This window comes from Mucilaginibacter antarcticus (genome assembly GCF_042686155.1).
GTDB classification, from domain to species: Bacteria; Bacteroidota; Bacteroidia; order Sphingobacteriales; family Sphingobacteriaceae; genus Mucilaginibacter; species Mucilaginibacter antarcticus.
Map to the genome: position 1 here is coordinate 40889 of NZ_JBHUON010000010.1, position 15362 is coordinate 56250.

The following is a 15362-nucleotide window of genomic DNA, read 5'->3' on the forward strand; positions in this document are numbered from 1 at the left end:
TCTACGAACTATGAGCTATTATCAAACAAAATAAATTACATTCACACTATAAAAATTTACTATAACATTTGGCCATTAATAATGTTAAAAAATTACATTTGCCAAAATTTTAATAAATGCAGAGTTACCAGGAATTTCTTGACTTAAGCGTTGGCTTCCCGCAGGATGGCTTCCAGATCATTGATGATGAATTATATTTTCATGATCTGAATTTAATGGAAATGATTGAAACGTACGGTACTCCCCTGCGCTTCACTTACTTGCCTATGGTTACCAAGAAGATACAGCAGGCAAAGCTTTTGTTTCAACAAGCTATTATTAAAAACAACTATCGCGGTAGCTATAAGTACTGCTATTGCACTAAAAGCTCACACTTTAAGCATATTGTAGAAGAAGCTTTAAAAAATGAGATCCACCTGGAGACTTCATCAGCTTTCGACATGCCGATGATTGACGCCTTGGAAAAGAAAGGGGTTATCACCAAGGATATGACCGTTATCTGTAACGGTTTTAAAACTTTTCAATACAAGCAGTACATTATTGATATGCTGCACGACGGTTTCAAAAACATCATCCCTGTTTTAGATAATAAAGAGGAGTTTAACCTTTACGACGACGAGATCGAAATGTCAAGCCCATGCAACCTGGGTATCCGCATAGCGGCGGAAGAGCAGCCCGACTCGCAATTCTATACCTCGCGGTTGGGTATCCGTATGGAGGATATTATCGATTTCTACTACAACAAGATAGAGAATAACCCTAACTTCCAGGTTAAGCTGTTGCACTTCTTCATCAACTCGGGTATCTCTGACACGCCTTATTACTGGAACGAGCTTGAGAAGTACGTAACCTTATACTGCAAGTTCAAGAAGATCAACCCTGCTTTAGACACCCTGGACATTGGCGGCGGTATGCCGTTCAAAGACTCGTTGGTGTTTGATTTTGATTATGAGTACATGATCAATGAGATTGTTAAGCGTATAAAAGAGATCTGTGCCGAAAACGATACTGTTGAACCCGATATCATTACCGAGTTTGGCAAGTATACCTGTGCGGAAGCTTCCGGCATCCTTTACAAAGTTCTGGGCCGCAAGCAACAGAATGACCGCGAACGCTGGTTAATGCTCGACGGATCTTTCATTACCAACCTGCCAGATGTTTGGGCACTGAATCAAAAGTACATCCTGTTGCCTATAAACAATTGGGATAGCGAATATGAGCGTGTCAACCTTGGGGGCATTACCTGCGATGGTCAGGATTACTATAACCAGGAAGCGCATATGAACAGTGTGTTTATGCCTAAGACGCGTAAAGTACAATACCTGGGCTTTTTCAACACCGGCGCCTATCAAGAGGTACTGAGCGGCTACGGCGGTATCCACCACTGTTTGCTACCATCACCCAAACACGTACTCATTCGCCGCAATCGCGATGAGACCTTTAACTTCGAGGTGTTTGGTGAGGAGCAAAACAGCAAGCAAGTGTTAAAGATATTAGGTTATACTACCTAAGGTTCGATAACCTCGATATTGCAAAGCCTTCCGGTTTCCGGGAGGCTTTTTTGTTTGTGCTGTTTCAATAAAAATATGAAACAGTGTTTTATGTTAATAACCTTATTACTAACCTATTATGTATTGAAGTGAAACAGTTTGAAACAGTATCAATACTTTAATAAAATCGCTTTATATATTTGATTATTAACTACTTAAACGTTTTTTATAGATTTAATAAAAATCAAGTGAATCAGTCAAGGTGAATCACCTTATTGGTGACCCTTGAAGAAATTATTTACAAATGCCGCACGATGTCTTATGCGCCAACGCCATCGACCACTCCCCTTTTCGGTTTCTCCTTTTAAGGCCCACCTGTCGGCAACGTTTGCGGTTAAAATCGGTAACGATTGCGTGAATTTTCCCGGCCATTTGTATCGTGAAGCTCTCAAAGATTAGTAATATAGACTACCAATTAAGCCAGAAAGGCATTTTATTAATCTTTAATCAACCATGAGAATGAGTAAAACAACCCTGTTGCCTGACATTTAACACCCTGCGGTTACGCCGCAGCATTTGCAAAGCCTTTTAAATACCCCTTAAACATGCCCGTAATGCCATGCATAGCATTCTATTGCCCGTTTTTGGCCATAGTGCCGCATGCTTTGATACCTATAACCCTACAACTTTTGCTACAAATGGCGCTAACTGCGCTGCCAAAATAAAAACCAAAACCATGAAAAATCAAATTGTAAACCTAAAACAATGGCTAAAACCAATGACCCTATTAGCTTGTATGAGCGTAATGATATCATGTAAAAAATTGGCCGAAGAAACTACGGTAGACCTACCAGTCATCAACCCAATTTCGAACTTTGAATTTAAGGCTGACTCGCTTAATGCCTTCAAATTTCATTTTAAAGATCGCTCATCAAAATACAAAAAGATAGAGTGGCGTTTCGGCGACGACTCTTTATCTACCCAGGTTAGTCCAACGCACACATTTGCTACTACCGGTAAATTTTTGGTGGAGCTTAAAACAGTTTCAAACACCGGAAACACGTCAAAAAAAGTGATCGAAATTTTTATCAACCCGGATAGCGTGATAAAAATCGGCATAGAAAAAACCGGCATACCTAATGAGGTTAAGTACAGCATAAAGGCTAAAGCAAATATTGCCTCTATTTTATGGACCTTTGCAGAGGTTACACCTGCCGCCACCAGCAATTTGTTAGCCCCTGTCAGAACTTATGTTCCCGGATCTTTCAATACTGTTTCGGCCAAAATAACTACTAACGATGGCTCAACTGCAACAGTATCTCGCAATACCGCGACAACCGAAGGTTTTCTGCTAGACATAACTCAGGCCCGGGATAGTTACACTGTCTCTGCTGACAACGCTCTTAATATTGCCGAAAGCTCAAAAAACCTGTTGGATAACAATGTAGAAACCAAATTCACTATGGGCGGTAAAGACGGCAGGCTCTTTACCTATCCCTTAATGACTACTTTAATTTATCGTGATAAACAAGCAGTTAAAACTTATGCTGTTAGTAACTCAAATGACCTGCCGGCCCGCGACCCAAAATCATGGAATCTCCAGGGATCTGATGATGGGGTAACATGGGAAATTTTGGACACCCGGGTTATGACTAAAAATTTTTATGACCAAATGACCGCGCTTGGCGCAACTACTGATTTACAACGCTTTAAAAAGCTGTTTTACTACGCCATAGCCAACCCAAAACCATTTAAAATGTACCGGTGGGCAATAACTTCAAATTGGGGCGACGCTGCACTACAAACCAACGATTTTAGATTATATAAATAATGCTTGCTAGATAAGATCCTGATATTGCAATATAAGGATTGCTACATACTATTTGCTAAATTTACAAACCATATAAAAACTAGATAATGAAAGCCACTAAAATTACTATTGCCGCTGCGCTATTGTTAACAGCGTCTGCCACCTATGTATCGGCCCAGAAAAAAAGCGCAACACCTTGCATGGATGTGCTTAACCTATTTACAGCCGCAAACGTGCCCGCTATGGCACCGCAGGAAGAGCCATCGGCAATGATAACACCCGGTGAAGAGCAGCCGGCAAACCTCCCCGGAAAGGGCCTGGCGCAACACACTATGTTGTATGTGGGCGAAAACAATACCCGTATGTCCTTAATAAACGACGGTAAAGTGATATGGACCTACCAAACCGGCAAGGGTTATGAATATGATGATGTATGGATGATATCAAACGGTAACATCCTATTTACCCGCATGAAATACGTTGCCGTTATGACGCCCGACAAAAAAGTACTGTGGAAAATGGACTTTAAAGAAACCGGCCCTGAGCATGCCGAAGTACACGCCTGCCAGCCCATTGGCCTGGATAGGATAATGTTTGTGGTAAACGCTGACACCCCAAAGTTTTACATAGTAAACTATAAAACCGGCAAAATTGAAGTTGAACGGGATATACCGTTTAACTACACAGATCGCGGCGTGCATGGACAGTTTAGACGTGCCCGGGTTACTGCTCAAGGCACTTACCTGATATCATACATGGGTAAAGGCAAGGTGGTTGAATTTGACAAAGATTTTAAAGAGATATGGAGCTATACCACGCCGCAGCCATGGGCAGCCATAAGACTAAAAAATGGCAACACACTAATAACCGACGAAAGAGAATGGCGCACGTTTGAAGTTAATGCCAAAAAAGACATTCTTTGGGAGTTTAACTGCAAAACAGATTTGCCTGCGCAATACCAATTTGCATCGGCACCGCAAACCTGCACAAGGCTGGCAAACGGCAACACCATCTTTACATCGCGCGGTCAAAATGGCAAGGGTCCGCAAATGATCGAAGTCACCAAAGATAAAAAAGTTGTTTGGGTACTGCACGACTGGAAAACCGTTGGCGATGGCACCGCAGTACAGGTGTTGGATGATCCGGGCGTGCCAGAGATACCGGGACAATCTGAGCACTAATTTATATACATTCAACATACACATGATCAAATCTATAACACAATCGTTCATTATATGGCTTACAGCTATTTTCTTAACGATAAATTCGCTTACTGCAACAGCTAAAGACTATCCGGCAGCATATTTTGGTATTAAGGCCGATGGTATAAGCCTTAACACACGGTCAATACAATACGGTATTGACCACATCAGTCAAAACGGCGGTGGGGTTTTGATATTTCCCGCAGGTAAATACCTTACCGGCTGCATTCATATCAAATCTGGCGTAACTTTACATCTCGAAGAAGGCACTGTGTTACTGGGATCAGTAAATCCGCTCGACTATGATCGGCAAAACACAGCATTTGATCATAATTTTAACACATCGCTGGCTTTAATATTAGGGCTTAATCAAAAGGATGTAGCTATTACGGGCAAAGGCATTATAGACGGGCAGGGAAAAGAGCTTGCAGCAAATGTGGGCGAAATGCTAAAAAAGGGCTTGGTTAAGGGGGGCTCAGTTAATCGCCCTAACGAGGATAACCGCCCTATGATCATTAACTTGTTTGGTTGCGAAAACGTGACGGTGAAAAACATAACCTTGAAAAATTCGGCCTGCTGGACAGAGTGCTACAACCAATGCAAAAACGTGGTGATTGACAGCATTAAGGTAGAGAGCCGGGCGTTTTGGAATAACGATGGGATTGATATAGTCGACTGTACCAATTTCAAACTAAGCAACTCCTATTTCAATAGCAGCGACGATGGCATCTGTTTAAAATCATTACAACCTGATGTACTAAACCAGGATATCTTGATCCAAAACAACACTATGACTACCGATGCCAGCGGCATTAAATTTGGCACAGCGTCATTAGGTGGTTTTAAGAACATCCGTATTATTAATAATAGGGTATTCGATACTAACCGGTCGGCCATTGCTTTAGAAGCTGTAGACGGCGCAGTGATTGAAAATATAGTAGTTGACGGCTTACAGGGAGTAAATATAGGTAATGCCATATTTTTAAGAGCCGGCGCCCGCAAGGGTACGCGCAAGGGTAAGGTACATAATATTCAGATCCAAAACGTCGATGTGGAAATAAGGACCGAGAAAAATCCGCTTAAAGCCCTGCCGGGGATTGTAATTGCAGGAATGCCAGATCAAATAATCAACAATATCAGGCTTAAAAACATCAGCATTAAACAAGCGGGGGGTGCAGAGAAAGCTTTGGCAAAGATATCTATTGATAATATGGCCGGCATACCCGAAAAGCCGGATAGCTATCCAGAGTATTCTATGTTTGGCGAACTACCGGCATGGGGTGCCTACATCCGCCACGCACAGGACCTGCAGATAATAGGACTGAAAATAACTACCGCCAAAGCCGACTTTAGGACGGCCATCGCTTTAGACGATGTCCACCAAATTACTTTTAAAACGCTAACGGTAAAAGAACCAAAAAGCAAAAATAAAATATTCAGCATCAACTCTTCGCAAATTAAAACTAATTAAGCGGACGCCCCCAGCATTCGCTACCTGCGGGTCGGTTATGAGGAAACAAGCCGGATGTGTTGCAAAGTACATCTGGCTTGTCTGCTTTTAGCGCAAAGGTTTAATGTCACCATCACTCATAGTTCATCAGGTGCACATAACACTTGGTAAGATTAATTTTATATATTAGTTTAACCAATTTCTGCTCATGTTATGAAACCCACCTACGTTTTTTTATTACTGGCCTGTAGCTTGTTTTTTTGTTTTGTCAACCCTGCTCCCAAAAGCAAATGGCAGGTAATATTCAACGGCAAAAACCTGAAAGGCTGGGATACCTACCTTGGCCGCGAGACTGATGAAAACGGCAGGGCCGCTAACAATACACCGGTAGGTTTCAACATCGATCCGCGAGGAGTTTATACCGTTGTCAAAGAAGATGGCAAACCCGCCATCCGGATCTCGGGCGAAACCTGGGGTGCGCTGATTACTAAACAACAGTTTCAGAACTATCACTTGCGCCTGCAATTTAAATGGGGCAAAGTTTTATGGGGCCAAAAAAAGAAAGCCAACGTTAGGGGCAGCGGTGTGCTGTACCACTCGGTAGGTGCACTTGGGGCCGATGCTGGTTTTTGGATGCGATCGCAGGAGTTTCAGGTTGAAGAAGGCCGTTGCGGCGACTATTGGGGCTGTGCCGGCGGATCTGCCGAGATCCCCGTGGTAAAAAAAGATGGTAACAATTACTTTTACAGTCCGCAAGGTAATATGACCGCTTTTAGCGACGGTAATGCCCAGGGCCGTCATTGTAAAAAACAAGGCACCGGCAACGAAAAACCGGTTGGCGAGTGGAACACGCTCGACCTATATTGCCACGGGGATACCAGTATACACGTGGTAAATGGCAAGGTAGCCATGGTGTTATACCATAATAGTCAAAGTGATAAAGGTGAATTTACACCGTTGATTAAAGGTAAAATACAATTAGAAAGTGAAGGCGCCGAGTTGTTTTACAGGGAGATAATGGTGCAGGGAATTGAAGGTTTGCCTGCGGCTTTGTTAAAGGAGTAGAGGAACCATTACGTTAGTCATGAAAACATACCTCATACGTTATAGCAACCGTGCTAACAGTTGTAGTTATTTATGGTGATGTATGTACAATACCAAGTTATACTTTTAACTGATTAGCTGGCTATGCCAAACACATTTATGAGTATCTATTCAAGCGAGACGCTTGCGGTAGCGGGGCGGGGGTAAACCGTAGAAAATAAATGAATGGAATAAAATGCAGGAAGCTAAGCCAGCTGGTCCTTTCCAGAGAAAAAAAATAACGATAATGAGAAAGACGATCTATGTAGCACTTAACCTAATCTTTCAGCTGGTTGTGTTCTTTTGCTTAATGTATGCAAACACTTATATAAATAACAATGCTGTGCCAGAAAGTCTCTTGTGGAAAGGTAATCAGCCAAGGACAGATTTTCACGGAATGTTAGATTTTGCCGCCATCAAAACGCTATTGTTGATCATAGAAGGTAGTTTCTTTGTGGGGGCTGTATATTTAATTAATCGATCAACTTTAAACAGTCAAAGCATGGTGAAGCGTACCTTGACAGTCCATATTACTTTGACAACATGCTTTATCGCGATATTGATTTGGGGAAGTTTTAAGGGTTATCTCTGGTAGAAGATTACATTTTAATAATTATTAATACCTAAAGCACAAGCCCAACCACGCAGTTGGGCTTTGCTATTCTTAGCCTTCGCGTCTCTGAACAGAGCATCTATAACAGCGTAGAATTGCTTCAAATCACCATCGGACAGGTTGGCAATCTCTTTCATACGGTTAAGCAGGTCGCTATCACTCCTCGCCTTTGTTGGTGTTCGACACGCCGCAGTTGTTGTGTCTTATGACCAACAACTGAATGGCTTAGCGAGAAACGTATTGCGCCAGCCCTGGCGAATAGACTATAGTTAGCCCGCATTCTTTAATTTTAAACAAAACCACATACATATAACTGTTTGTATTGTATCCAATTTTTACATACCTTAATCAATAAGATGTCGGTTAAGCGGCGGTCTTAATACCAAATTTTTCAGTTAATGATATTAAACCCATCCCATGATAAAATACATACTGCTAACGTTCCTGCTCTTAAACTGTGTATCACTAACGCAGGCACAGAACAGCACGCTGCTTGAAAATAATGTAGTGTTTACATCACTGGATAAGGAAACACGGGTACATGATAATGGTAAGGGGGAACTACAAGTTAACATATCGACAAAGGATGTTCTAAAGTTTAAAGCCGCAAGATCGGTTTATTACAGCGATTTCGGCGCCAAAGGAGATGTTAAAACCGATGATATAGATGCTATTGCTGCAACCCACGCTTTTGCCAATATGCACGGTCTCACCGTGAAAGCCAACCCCACGGCAACGTATTATATTGGGGGAAAGAGGCGCACAGTAATCATCCGGACGGACACTGACTTTGGCACCGCGGCCTTTATTATTGATGATACCGATGTAGAAAATCGCAATGCAGATGTCTTCATGGTCAGTTCAAACCAAAAACCGTTTAAACTGACAAGCATTTCGTCAGTTAAAAGGAACCAACGAAAAATCGAGCTTACACAAGGGCCCTGTTTGGTTACGGTCACAAATTCAAACGTAAAACAATATATTAGGTTAGGGCTAAATCAAAACAATGGTTCTTCGCAGACCGATATTTTTGTTGTCGATAAAAACGGGAACGTGGATATGGATGCACCCATCATCTGGGATTTTGAACAAATCACGAATATTACCGCGCTGCCGATTGATCAGGACCTGCTAAAAATCACTGGAGGGCGTTTTACCACGATTGCCAATAAAGCCGAATCAAACTATACCTATTATAGCCGGGGCATAGCTGTTAGGCGGTCGCATGTGCTTATTGAAGGCCTGCGACACGACATCAAGGATGAAGGAGACCACGGGGCGCCTTATGGAGGCTTTATCAATATTGGTGAGTGCGCCTACGTAACCGTAAGGAACACCATCCTGACCGGACATCAGACTTACAGTACTATTGGCGCGGCGGGCAAGCCGGTTACAATGGGCACCTATGACCTTTCTGTAAATCATGCGGTTAATGTATCCTTTATAAATTGCAGCCAGACAAATAATATCGACGACACCCGCTACTGGGGTATTTTAGGATCAAACTTTTGCAAAAACCTTCTTTATGATAGCTGCACCCTATCGCGATTTGATGCCCATCAAGGTGTCGCCAACGCTACCATACGCAATTCGACCCTTGGACACATGGGGATCAACGCAATTGGTAGTGGTCTCTTGAAAATCGAAAATTCCACCGTTCGGGCAAAAAGCTTTGTTAACCTGCGTTCCGACTATGGCAGCACCTGGCAGGGCGAGGTATTGATCCGCAACTGTGTATTTATACCCGCAGGTGGTAAGCCTATCGGCAGCGCCGCGCTAATCAGCGGATCAAATTCAGGTCAGCACAATTTCGGTTACACGTGTTATATGCCTGAACGGATCACCATTGAAAAGCTCCGAATTGACGATTCCAAACATCAGAACAATTACAATGGGCCTGCAATTTTCAGTAATTTCAATCCGGAGATGAAAGACGAAACCTACCAGGAAAAATTCCCCTATGTGTTAACGAACAAGGTTATGCTCAGAGGCGTTACCACTGCAAGTGGAAAAGCCCTGAGGATTAGTGACAATCGCTTCATGTTTAAAAATGTGAAGGTCGAAGTTAACTAACCAGGTTACTTTACCAACCTAGCCAATATGATTATTCGCAAGGCGGATTAATGCAACTCTTTCGCTATAGTCTTAATAGCCAGCAACTCTTCCGCATCAAGCTGATCAAACAAGCGCTTTTGGCTCAGATCAAATGAACGGGCTGGTTGATGTGCCGCATCCCCTCGTTGATCGCCGTTATGGAAGCACCAGCCTGCCGCGCCGGCTTGCTTAGCGCCAAAAAGGTCTGCTATATAGTCTTTGGTAAGCGGTTGCCAATCTGTATATCCCCGCCTAAACGGTTCTTGATAATGTATCGGTACCCGCTTACCTATAACAGCCATTTGGGTAAGATATTCTGTTGTCTTTCCGGCAGTTTGCATAGCCGATTTCGCCGTTCGTGGCCGGTGTGGGCTCACAAAATCAACCTTTACCTGGGTAAGATACTCTTTCAAATCATCCGGGCTAATATCATTACCGGCAGATGCCGTGATAAGCAAACCCGGATAGATCTGTTTAGCGACGTCGCGCATCATTGCTAAATCTTTAAAACTTACAAACCGGGCATCGCCAACATCGCGCTCATTTGCCAGGTCAAGGTACCAGTTTTTGTAGCCCTTTAGCGCTGTGACAATAGAACGCAATGCCCGCTCATGTCCCTCAATTGTTTTTAACGACCGGCCATTGGTGTTGTTACTGTGCGCAAGGCTTACATCAACAACAATCCCTAATTTATCGCATTGCTGTACCAGCCATTTTAGTTTATTCATGTAGGCGGCTACAGCATTGCCGTTATCGTCTACGGCGCTAATGTCTGTAGTTTGCCCCGGCCAGTTTGCCCATATCCTGATCCAGTTTAATTTATACTTTTTAATATCGGCAAGGTCCTTTTTTATAAACCCTTCGGGCGCTCCCAATGCACCGTAATAGCTTATTCCATAAAGAAAGGTGGGTTTATTAGCTATCGTAAATGCCGTACCATCAATACCAAGTTTCGTTCGCTGAGCATACAATGGCGCTGATGGCGATAGAAAGCAAAACAACGCAATAAAAATTGTCAGGTAAGAGATCTGTTTCATAATGTCACGATAGTTTATAGAAGTAAACTTAATGATTTATGATATGTAAATTAATTTATGGCCGTATTTTATTAGGTATGCAATCCTTACCTTAGCGTACTAACAAAAACCTACTGCATGCTTGAACAGTACGACCTAAGCAACATGATGGTATTGGACATTGAAACCGTGCCCCAATACGCTACTTACGACGAAGTGCCCGATCAGTTTAAAAGACTTTGGGACCTGAAAACCACCCGCCAGCGTGCAGACAAAACCGCCGAAGAATTTTATGGCAGCGCGGGCATCTGGGCCGAATTTGGCAAGATCATTTGTATATCGGTCGGTATATTTTCCGGCGGATCCGTACGCGGGTTGCGTCTGAAATCATTTGCCGGGCATGACGAGAAGCTGTTGCTACAAAATTTTTCGAACCTGCTTAACGGCCAACCGCCCAGCCTTATACTGGTGGCGCACAATGGTAAAGAATTTGATTTTCCGTACATATGCCGCCGGATGTTGGTCAATGGCCTGCCCCTACCCAAACAGCTTGAGATCGCCGGGCGCAAGCCCTGGGAGATAAACCACCTGGACACCATGGAACTTTGGAAATTTGGCGATTACAAAAGCTATACCTCATTAAGCCTGCTCACCGCGATATTTGACATACCCACCCCTAAAGATGATATAGATGGCAGCATGGTAGGCACGGTATACTGGGTTGATAATGAGCTGGAGCGCATTTGCACCTATTGCCAAAAAGATGTGGTAGCTACAGCGCAATTGTTAAGGCGATACCGTGGTGAGGAACTGATTGAGGAGGAGAATATTATGTACGTGGGGTGAAATTCTGTCACTTAGCCGCGACGAGAAATGCAAACTGTCGTTTTTAAAACCTGTGCTTGTTATCAGTGTTAAGAAGTAGATCACGGTCGAAGATGGCAAATTAGTCATTAATCCCCTATCTTCGCGTAAATACATATTTACCTATGTCTAAAAATAAGAATAAAAGCTCGTCAATTAACCAGGTATTAACCAAATTGGTGCTTGATGTTTTTGAGCAAAACGGCAATCAACCGTTAAATTACAGACAGGTGTCGGCCACTCTGAACGTGCGCGATCCTGAAGATAGAAATACCATCCTCGATATATTAGAAGAAGAAGCTTTTAAACAGGTTTTAAAAGAGGTTTCGCCCGGCAAGTTTCAGCTGCTGGAGCTTAAAACGTTTGTAGAGGGTAAGGTAGACCTTACTGCCGATGGATCGGCATTTATAATTACCGACGACCCGGACGAGGGCGACATTTTTGTAGCGCCACGTAAACTAAGAAATGCCCTGCACGGCGACCGTGTTAAAGTATACGTATACGCAAAAAGCAAGGGCCGACGCAAAGAGGGCGAGATCATAGAAATATTGCAACGCGTAAAGACCGAGTTTACCGGTATTGTCAAGCTATCAGAACGTTACGCTTTCTTTATTCCCGATGACCGTAAGATGATGCATGACATCTTTATCCCGATGGGCGAGCTTAACGGGGCTAAAAATGGCATCAAGGCCGTAGCCGAGATCACCGATTGGCCCACACAGGCTAAAAACCCCATAGGGCGTATTAAACACATTTTAGGCGAACAAGGCGAGAATGATACGGAAATGAACGCCATCTTGGCGGAGTATGGTTTCCCGCTATCGTTTCCGAAAGAAGTTGAGCATGATGCTGAGCAGATCCCTGCCGATATCAGCGCCGAAGAAATAGCTAAGCGTCGCGATTTCAGAGACGTGATTACCTTCACCATTGATCCATTTGATGCCAAGGATTTTGACGATGCTATATCATACAAAAAACTTGACAACGGAAATTATGAGGTTGGTGTACATATTGCTGATGTCTCGCACTATATCATTCCGGATTCGGCTTTGGATAAAGAAGCCTTTGATCGTGGAACCTCTGTTTACCTGGTCGACAGGGTTATTCCCATGCTTCCTGAGCGACTTTCAAACGGATTATGCTCATTGCGCCCCGACGAAGAAAAACTTTGCTTCGCGGCGGTATTTGAGCTTGATGACAATGCAAACATTGTTACCGAGTGGTTCGGCAAAACGGTGATTAACTCTAACCGTCGTTTCACGTATGAGGAAGCGCAAGAAGTTATTGAAACCAAACAGGGCGATTATGCTGCTGAAATAGAGAAACTAAATGAGCTGGCCTACATCCTGCGCGACCGTAAGTTTAAAAATGGTGCTATCAGCTTTGAAACAACCGAGGTTAAATTTCATCTTGACGAAAAGGGCAAACCAACCGGCGTGTATGTTAAAGAGCGCAAAGACGCCCATAAATTGATTGAAGACTTTATGCTGCTGGCCAACCGCAAAGTGGCAGAGTTTATCAGCAAAAAAGGGAAGGGCAAACATAAATACACCTTTGTTTACCGTGCGCACGATTCGCCAAAACCTGATGCCCTGGCAAGTTTTGCAACATTTGCAGCCCGTTTTGGATATAAGATAAACACTAAAACAGATAAAGAAACCGCCAAATCGCTTAACTACTTAATGGCGGATGTTGAGGGTAAAAAAGAACAGAATGTGCTAACCCATTTAGCTATCCGCTCTATGGCCAAAGCAATTTATACCACCAAAAGCAGTAGCCACTATGGTTTGGCATTTGATCATTACACGCACTTTACCTCGCCTATCCGCAGGTATCCGGATGTGATGGTGCATCGCTTGCTGCAGCATTATTTAGACGGAGGACAATCTGTAAGCGCCGAGCATTACGAGGTAATGTGCCAGCATGCATCAGCTATGGAAAAGAAAGCTGCCGATGCCGAGCGCTCATCGGTTAAATACAAACAGGCAGAATTTCTTAAAGATCAGGTTGGTGAGGTTTATGCCGGCGTTATATCTGGCGTTACCGAGTGGGGCATGTATGTAGAGATCATTGAAAATAAGTGCGAGGGCATGATAAGGTTGCGCGATATCTCTGATGATTTTTATACCTTAGACGAGAAAAATTACGCCATAATTGGCCAGCGTAAAAAGAAGACCTATCAGCTGGGCGACGAGGTTAAAATACGTGTAAAAAACGTTGATTTGGCTAAAAAACAAATTGATTTTTCATTGGTGCAGGACTAAATATTTGACTGCAAGGAATAAGCATGAGAGAACTACAAGATCTGCAATTACTGATTGACAAAGCGGTTACTGAATTAAAATACCCGGATTATCCGGCCGAGTTATACGACCCAATATTTTATATATTAAGCATGGGCGGAAAACGCATGCGCCCTGCCCTGCTATTAATGGCTTGCGACCTGTTTGGTGGTAATGTTGAAAAAGCCATGCCACCTGCATTGGCGATAGAAGTGTTTCATAACTTCACGTTGATGCATGATGACATTATGGACAAAGCCCCGCTTCGCCGCGGCCGTACAACCGTGCATGAAAAGTGGAACCAAAATGCTGCTATCCTATCCGGCGATGTAATGTTGATTGAGGGTTACAAGCTCATGATGCAGGTCGAAGATAGATTTCTGCGGGTTATCCTTGATATATTTAACAATACGGCTGTAGGTGTTTGCGAGGGCCAACAGCTGGATATGGATTTTGAGGTGCGTGACGATGTAAAGATTGATGAATACATTTACATGATACGCCTCAAAACTGCTGTAGTATTAGGCGGCGCTTTAAAAATAGGCTCTATTTTGGGTGGCGCCGATATGAAAGACGCTGATCTGGTAGCCGAGTTTGGTGAAAACCTCGGTCTGGCTTTTCAGCTACAGGATGATATGCTTGACGTTTATGGCTCGCCAGAGAAATTTGGCAAGCAGGTTGGTGGCGATATCATAGCTAATAAAAAGACATACTTACTTATTAAAGCTTTAGAACTGGCCGACGCTACGCAAAAAACCGAACTAAACAAATGGATAGCCATTACCGAATTTGATAATCAGAAAAAAGTAGAAGCAGTTACCGGTATTTACAATGCTGTACAGGTAAAGCAGTACGCCGAAACTACTATGCACCAATATGCGGATAAAGCATTTGATGCCCTTGAAAAAATTAACCTTCCCGAAGAAAACAAGCAATACCTGCGCGATTTTGCGGATAGTTTGATGGTGAGAGAATATTAAGGTAGCTTTAGGTTATGAAAAACCTAAAAATCTTCATCATATTGGTAGCATGTAATTATGCTGCCCAAAGCTTTGCGCAGGCAAAGTCTGAAGTCCCGGTTATTGTAGAACAACCTCAAAAATCTGTCGTTAAAAACCTTCTTTATGTAGCGCCAAATGATATTTATGACAAGGTTGATAAGTACCCAGAATATGCCGGTGGCCATAGTGCTATGGAAGCTTTTTTTAAGAAAAACTTAAAAAAAGGCAGCAAAATCGGCCGCGTTATTGCAGTTTTTGTAATTGAAAGAGACGGCAGTGTAACTAATGTCGATATTGTACGTAGCTTTTCAGATAGCGCTAAATCTGAAGCTTTAAGAGTTATAAAGTTGATGCCTAAATGGAAGCCGGGTTTTAACGACGGCAAGATAGTTAGAACGCGATGTGCTATCCCTATTTCCTTTCAAAAATTGGCTAAGGAGTCAGTAAATTAGCAATG

The 15362-nt window shown here is 43.0% G+C and carries 13 protein-coding genes; 11 read left to right on the forward strand and 2 right to left on the reverse strand.

Features of this window, described 5'->3' with window-relative positions:
• Positions 1 to 116: 116 nt before the first annotated feature.
• The 6 genes from ACFSYC_RS10045 to ACFSYC_RS10070 all read left to right on the forward strand — a co-directional run bounded on the left by ACFSYC_RS10045 (position 117) and on the right by ACFSYC_RS10070 (position 7630).
• Entirely contained in the window at positions 117 to 1511 is a 1395-nt protein-coding gene (locus ACFSYC_RS10045) for an arginine decarboxylase (protein WP_377126596.1), read from the forward strand.
• Positions 1512 to 2109: 598 nt separating this feature from the next.
• Positions 2110 to 3321: a PKD domain-containing protein gene (locus ACFSYC_RS10050; protein WP_377126599.1), complete on the forward strand. Its 1212-nt coding sequence runs from the start codon at positions 2110 to 2112 to the stop codon at positions 3319 to 3321.
• Between the two features lie 86 nt (positions 3322 to 3407).
• Complete coding sequence (locus ACFSYC_RS10055) at positions 3408 to 4481, forward strand: beta-propeller domain-containing protein (protein ID WP_377126602.1); 1074 nt, start codon at positions 3408 to 3410, stop codon at positions 4479 to 4481.
• A gap of 22 nt (positions 4482 to 4503) precedes the next feature.
• Positions 4504 to 5973 carry a glycoside hydrolase family 28 protein gene (locus tag ACFSYC_RS10060; protein WP_377126605.1) on the forward strand — a complete coding sequence of 490 codons (1470 nt, stop codon included), beginning with the start codon at positions 4504 to 4506 and terminating at the stop codon, positions 5971 to 5973.
• Between the two features lie 192 nt (positions 5974 to 6165).
• On the forward strand, positions 6166 to 7017 hold the full coding sequence (locus ACFSYC_RS10065; protein WP_377126608.1) for a 3-keto-disaccharide hydrolase: 852 nt from the start codon (positions 6166 to 6168) through the stop codon (positions 7015 to 7017).
• Between the two features lie 265 nt (positions 7018 to 7282).
• The gene (locus ACFSYC_RS10070; protein ID WP_377126611.1) at positions 7283 to 7630 is read left to right on the forward strand and encodes a hypothetical protein; all 348 of its coding nucleotides are present in this window, start codon (positions 7283 to 7285) and stop codon (positions 7628 to 7630) included.
• An 11-nt stretch (positions 7631 to 7641) separates the two neighbouring features.
• Here ACFSYC_RS10070 and ACFSYC_RS10075 read toward each other — a convergent pair whose 3' ends face one another.
• On the reverse strand, positions 7642 to 7785 hold the full coding sequence (locus ACFSYC_RS10075) for a hypothetical protein (protein WP_377126614.1): 144 nt from the start codon (positions 7783 to 7785) through the stop codon (positions 7642 to 7644).
• A gap of 280 nt (positions 7786 to 8065) precedes the next feature.
• On the opposite strand from ACFSYC_RS10075, the gene ACFSYC_RS10080 reads away from it, so the two are divergent.
• Positions 8066 to 9721, forward strand: a complete 1656-nt coding sequence (locus ACFSYC_RS10080; RefSeq protein WP_377126616.1) for a hypothetical protein — start codon at positions 8066 to 8068, stop codon at positions 9719 to 9721.
• 47 nt (positions 9722 to 9768) lie between these two features.
• On the opposite strand, the gene ACFSYC_RS10085 is transcribed toward ACFSYC_RS10080, so the two are convergent.
• Entirely contained in the window at positions 9769 to 10779 is a 1011-nt protein-coding gene (locus tag ACFSYC_RS10085; protein ID WP_377126619.1) for a cellulase family glycosylhydrolase, read from the reverse strand.
• A gap of 117 nt (positions 10780 to 10896) precedes the next feature.
• Between ACFSYC_RS10085 and ACFSYC_RS10090 the strand changes: the two genes are divergently transcribed.
• The 4 genes from ACFSYC_RS10090 to ACFSYC_RS10105 all read left to right on the forward strand — a co-directional run bounded on the left by ACFSYC_RS10090 (position 10897) and on the right by ACFSYC_RS10105 (position 15357).
• The gene (locus ACFSYC_RS10090; protein WP_377126622.1) at positions 10897 to 11604 is read left to right on the forward strand and encodes a 3'-5' exonuclease; all 708 of its coding nucleotides are present in this window, start codon (positions 10897 to 10899) and stop codon (positions 11602 to 11604) included.
• 143 nt (positions 11605 to 11747) lie between these two features.
• On the forward strand, positions 11748 to 13886 hold the full coding sequence (rnr, locus tag ACFSYC_RS10095) for a ribonuclease R (RefSeq protein WP_377126625.1): 2139 nt from the start codon (positions 11748 to 11750) through the stop codon (positions 13884 to 13886).
• A 23-nt stretch (positions 13887 to 13909) separates the two neighbouring features.
• The gene (locus ACFSYC_RS10100; protein WP_377126628.1) at positions 13910 to 14884 is read left to right on the forward strand and encodes a polyprenyl synthetase family protein; all 975 of its coding nucleotides are present in this window, start codon (positions 13910 to 13912) and stop codon (positions 14882 to 14884) included.
• A gap of 14 nt (positions 14885 to 14898) precedes the next feature.
• On the forward strand, positions 14899 to 15357 hold the full coding sequence (locus ACFSYC_RS10105) for an energy transducer TonB (RefSeq protein WP_377126631.1): 459 nt from the start codon (positions 14899 to 14901) through the stop codon (positions 15355 to 15357).
• Positions 15358 to 15362: the final 5 nt, after the last annotated feature.

What these genes read in the sequence shown, in the direction of transcription:
- ACFSYC_RS10085 (WP_377126619.1), bottom strand. Translation starts at nt 10,779, where the DNA reads ATGAAACAGATCTCTTACCTGACAATTTTTATTGCGTTGTTTTGCTTT.
- ACFSYC_RS10075 (WP_377126614.1), bottom strand. Translation starts at nt 7,785, where the DNA reads ATGAAAGAGATTGCCAACCTGTCCGATGGTGATTTGAAGCAATTCTAC.
- ACFSYC_RS10045 (WP_377126596.1), top strand. Translation starts at nt 117, where the DNA reads ATGCAGAGTTACCAGGAATTTCTTGACTTAAGCGTTGGCTTCCCGCAG.
- ACFSYC_RS10050 (WP_377126599.1), top strand. Translation starts at nt 2,110, where the DNA reads ATGCATAGCATTCTATTGCCCGTTTTTGGCCATAGTGCCGCATGCTTT.
- ACFSYC_RS10055 (WP_377126602.1), top strand. Translation starts at nt 3,408, where the DNA reads ATGAAAGCCACTAAAATTACTATTGCCGCTGCGCTATTGTTAACAGCG.
- ACFSYC_RS10090 (WP_377126622.1), top strand. Translation starts at nt 10,897, where the DNA reads ATGCTTGAACAGTACGACCTAAGCAACATGATGGTATTGGACATTGAA.
- ACFSYC_RS10100 (WP_377126628.1), top strand. Translation starts at nt 13,910, where the DNA reads ATGAGAGAACTACAAGATCTGCAATTACTGATTGACAAAGCGGTTACT.
- ACFSYC_RS10105 (WP_377126631.1), top strand. Translation starts at nt 14,899, where the DNA reads ATGAAAAACCTAAAAATCTTCATCATATTGGTAGCATGTAATTATGCT.
- ACFSYC_RS10060 (WP_377126605.1), top strand. Translation starts at nt 4,504, where the DNA reads ATGATCAAATCTATAACACAATCGTTCATTATATGGCTTACAGCTATT.
- ACFSYC_RS10070 (WP_377126611.1), top strand. Translation starts at nt 7,283, where the DNA reads ATGAGAAAGACGATCTATGTAGCACTTAACCTAATCTTTCAGCTGGTT.
- ACFSYC_RS10065 (WP_377126608.1), top strand. Translation starts at nt 6,166, where the DNA reads ATGAAACCCACCTACGTTTTTTTATTACTGGCCTGTAGCTTGTTTTTT.
- ACFSYC_RS10080 (WP_377126616.1), top strand. Translation starts at nt 8,066, where the DNA reads ATGATAAAATACATACTGCTAACGTTCCTGCTCTTAAACTGTGTATCA.
- rnr (WP_377126625.1), top strand. Translation starts at nt 11,748, where the DNA reads ATGTCTAAAAATAAGAATAAAAGCTCGTCAATTAACCAGGTATTAACC.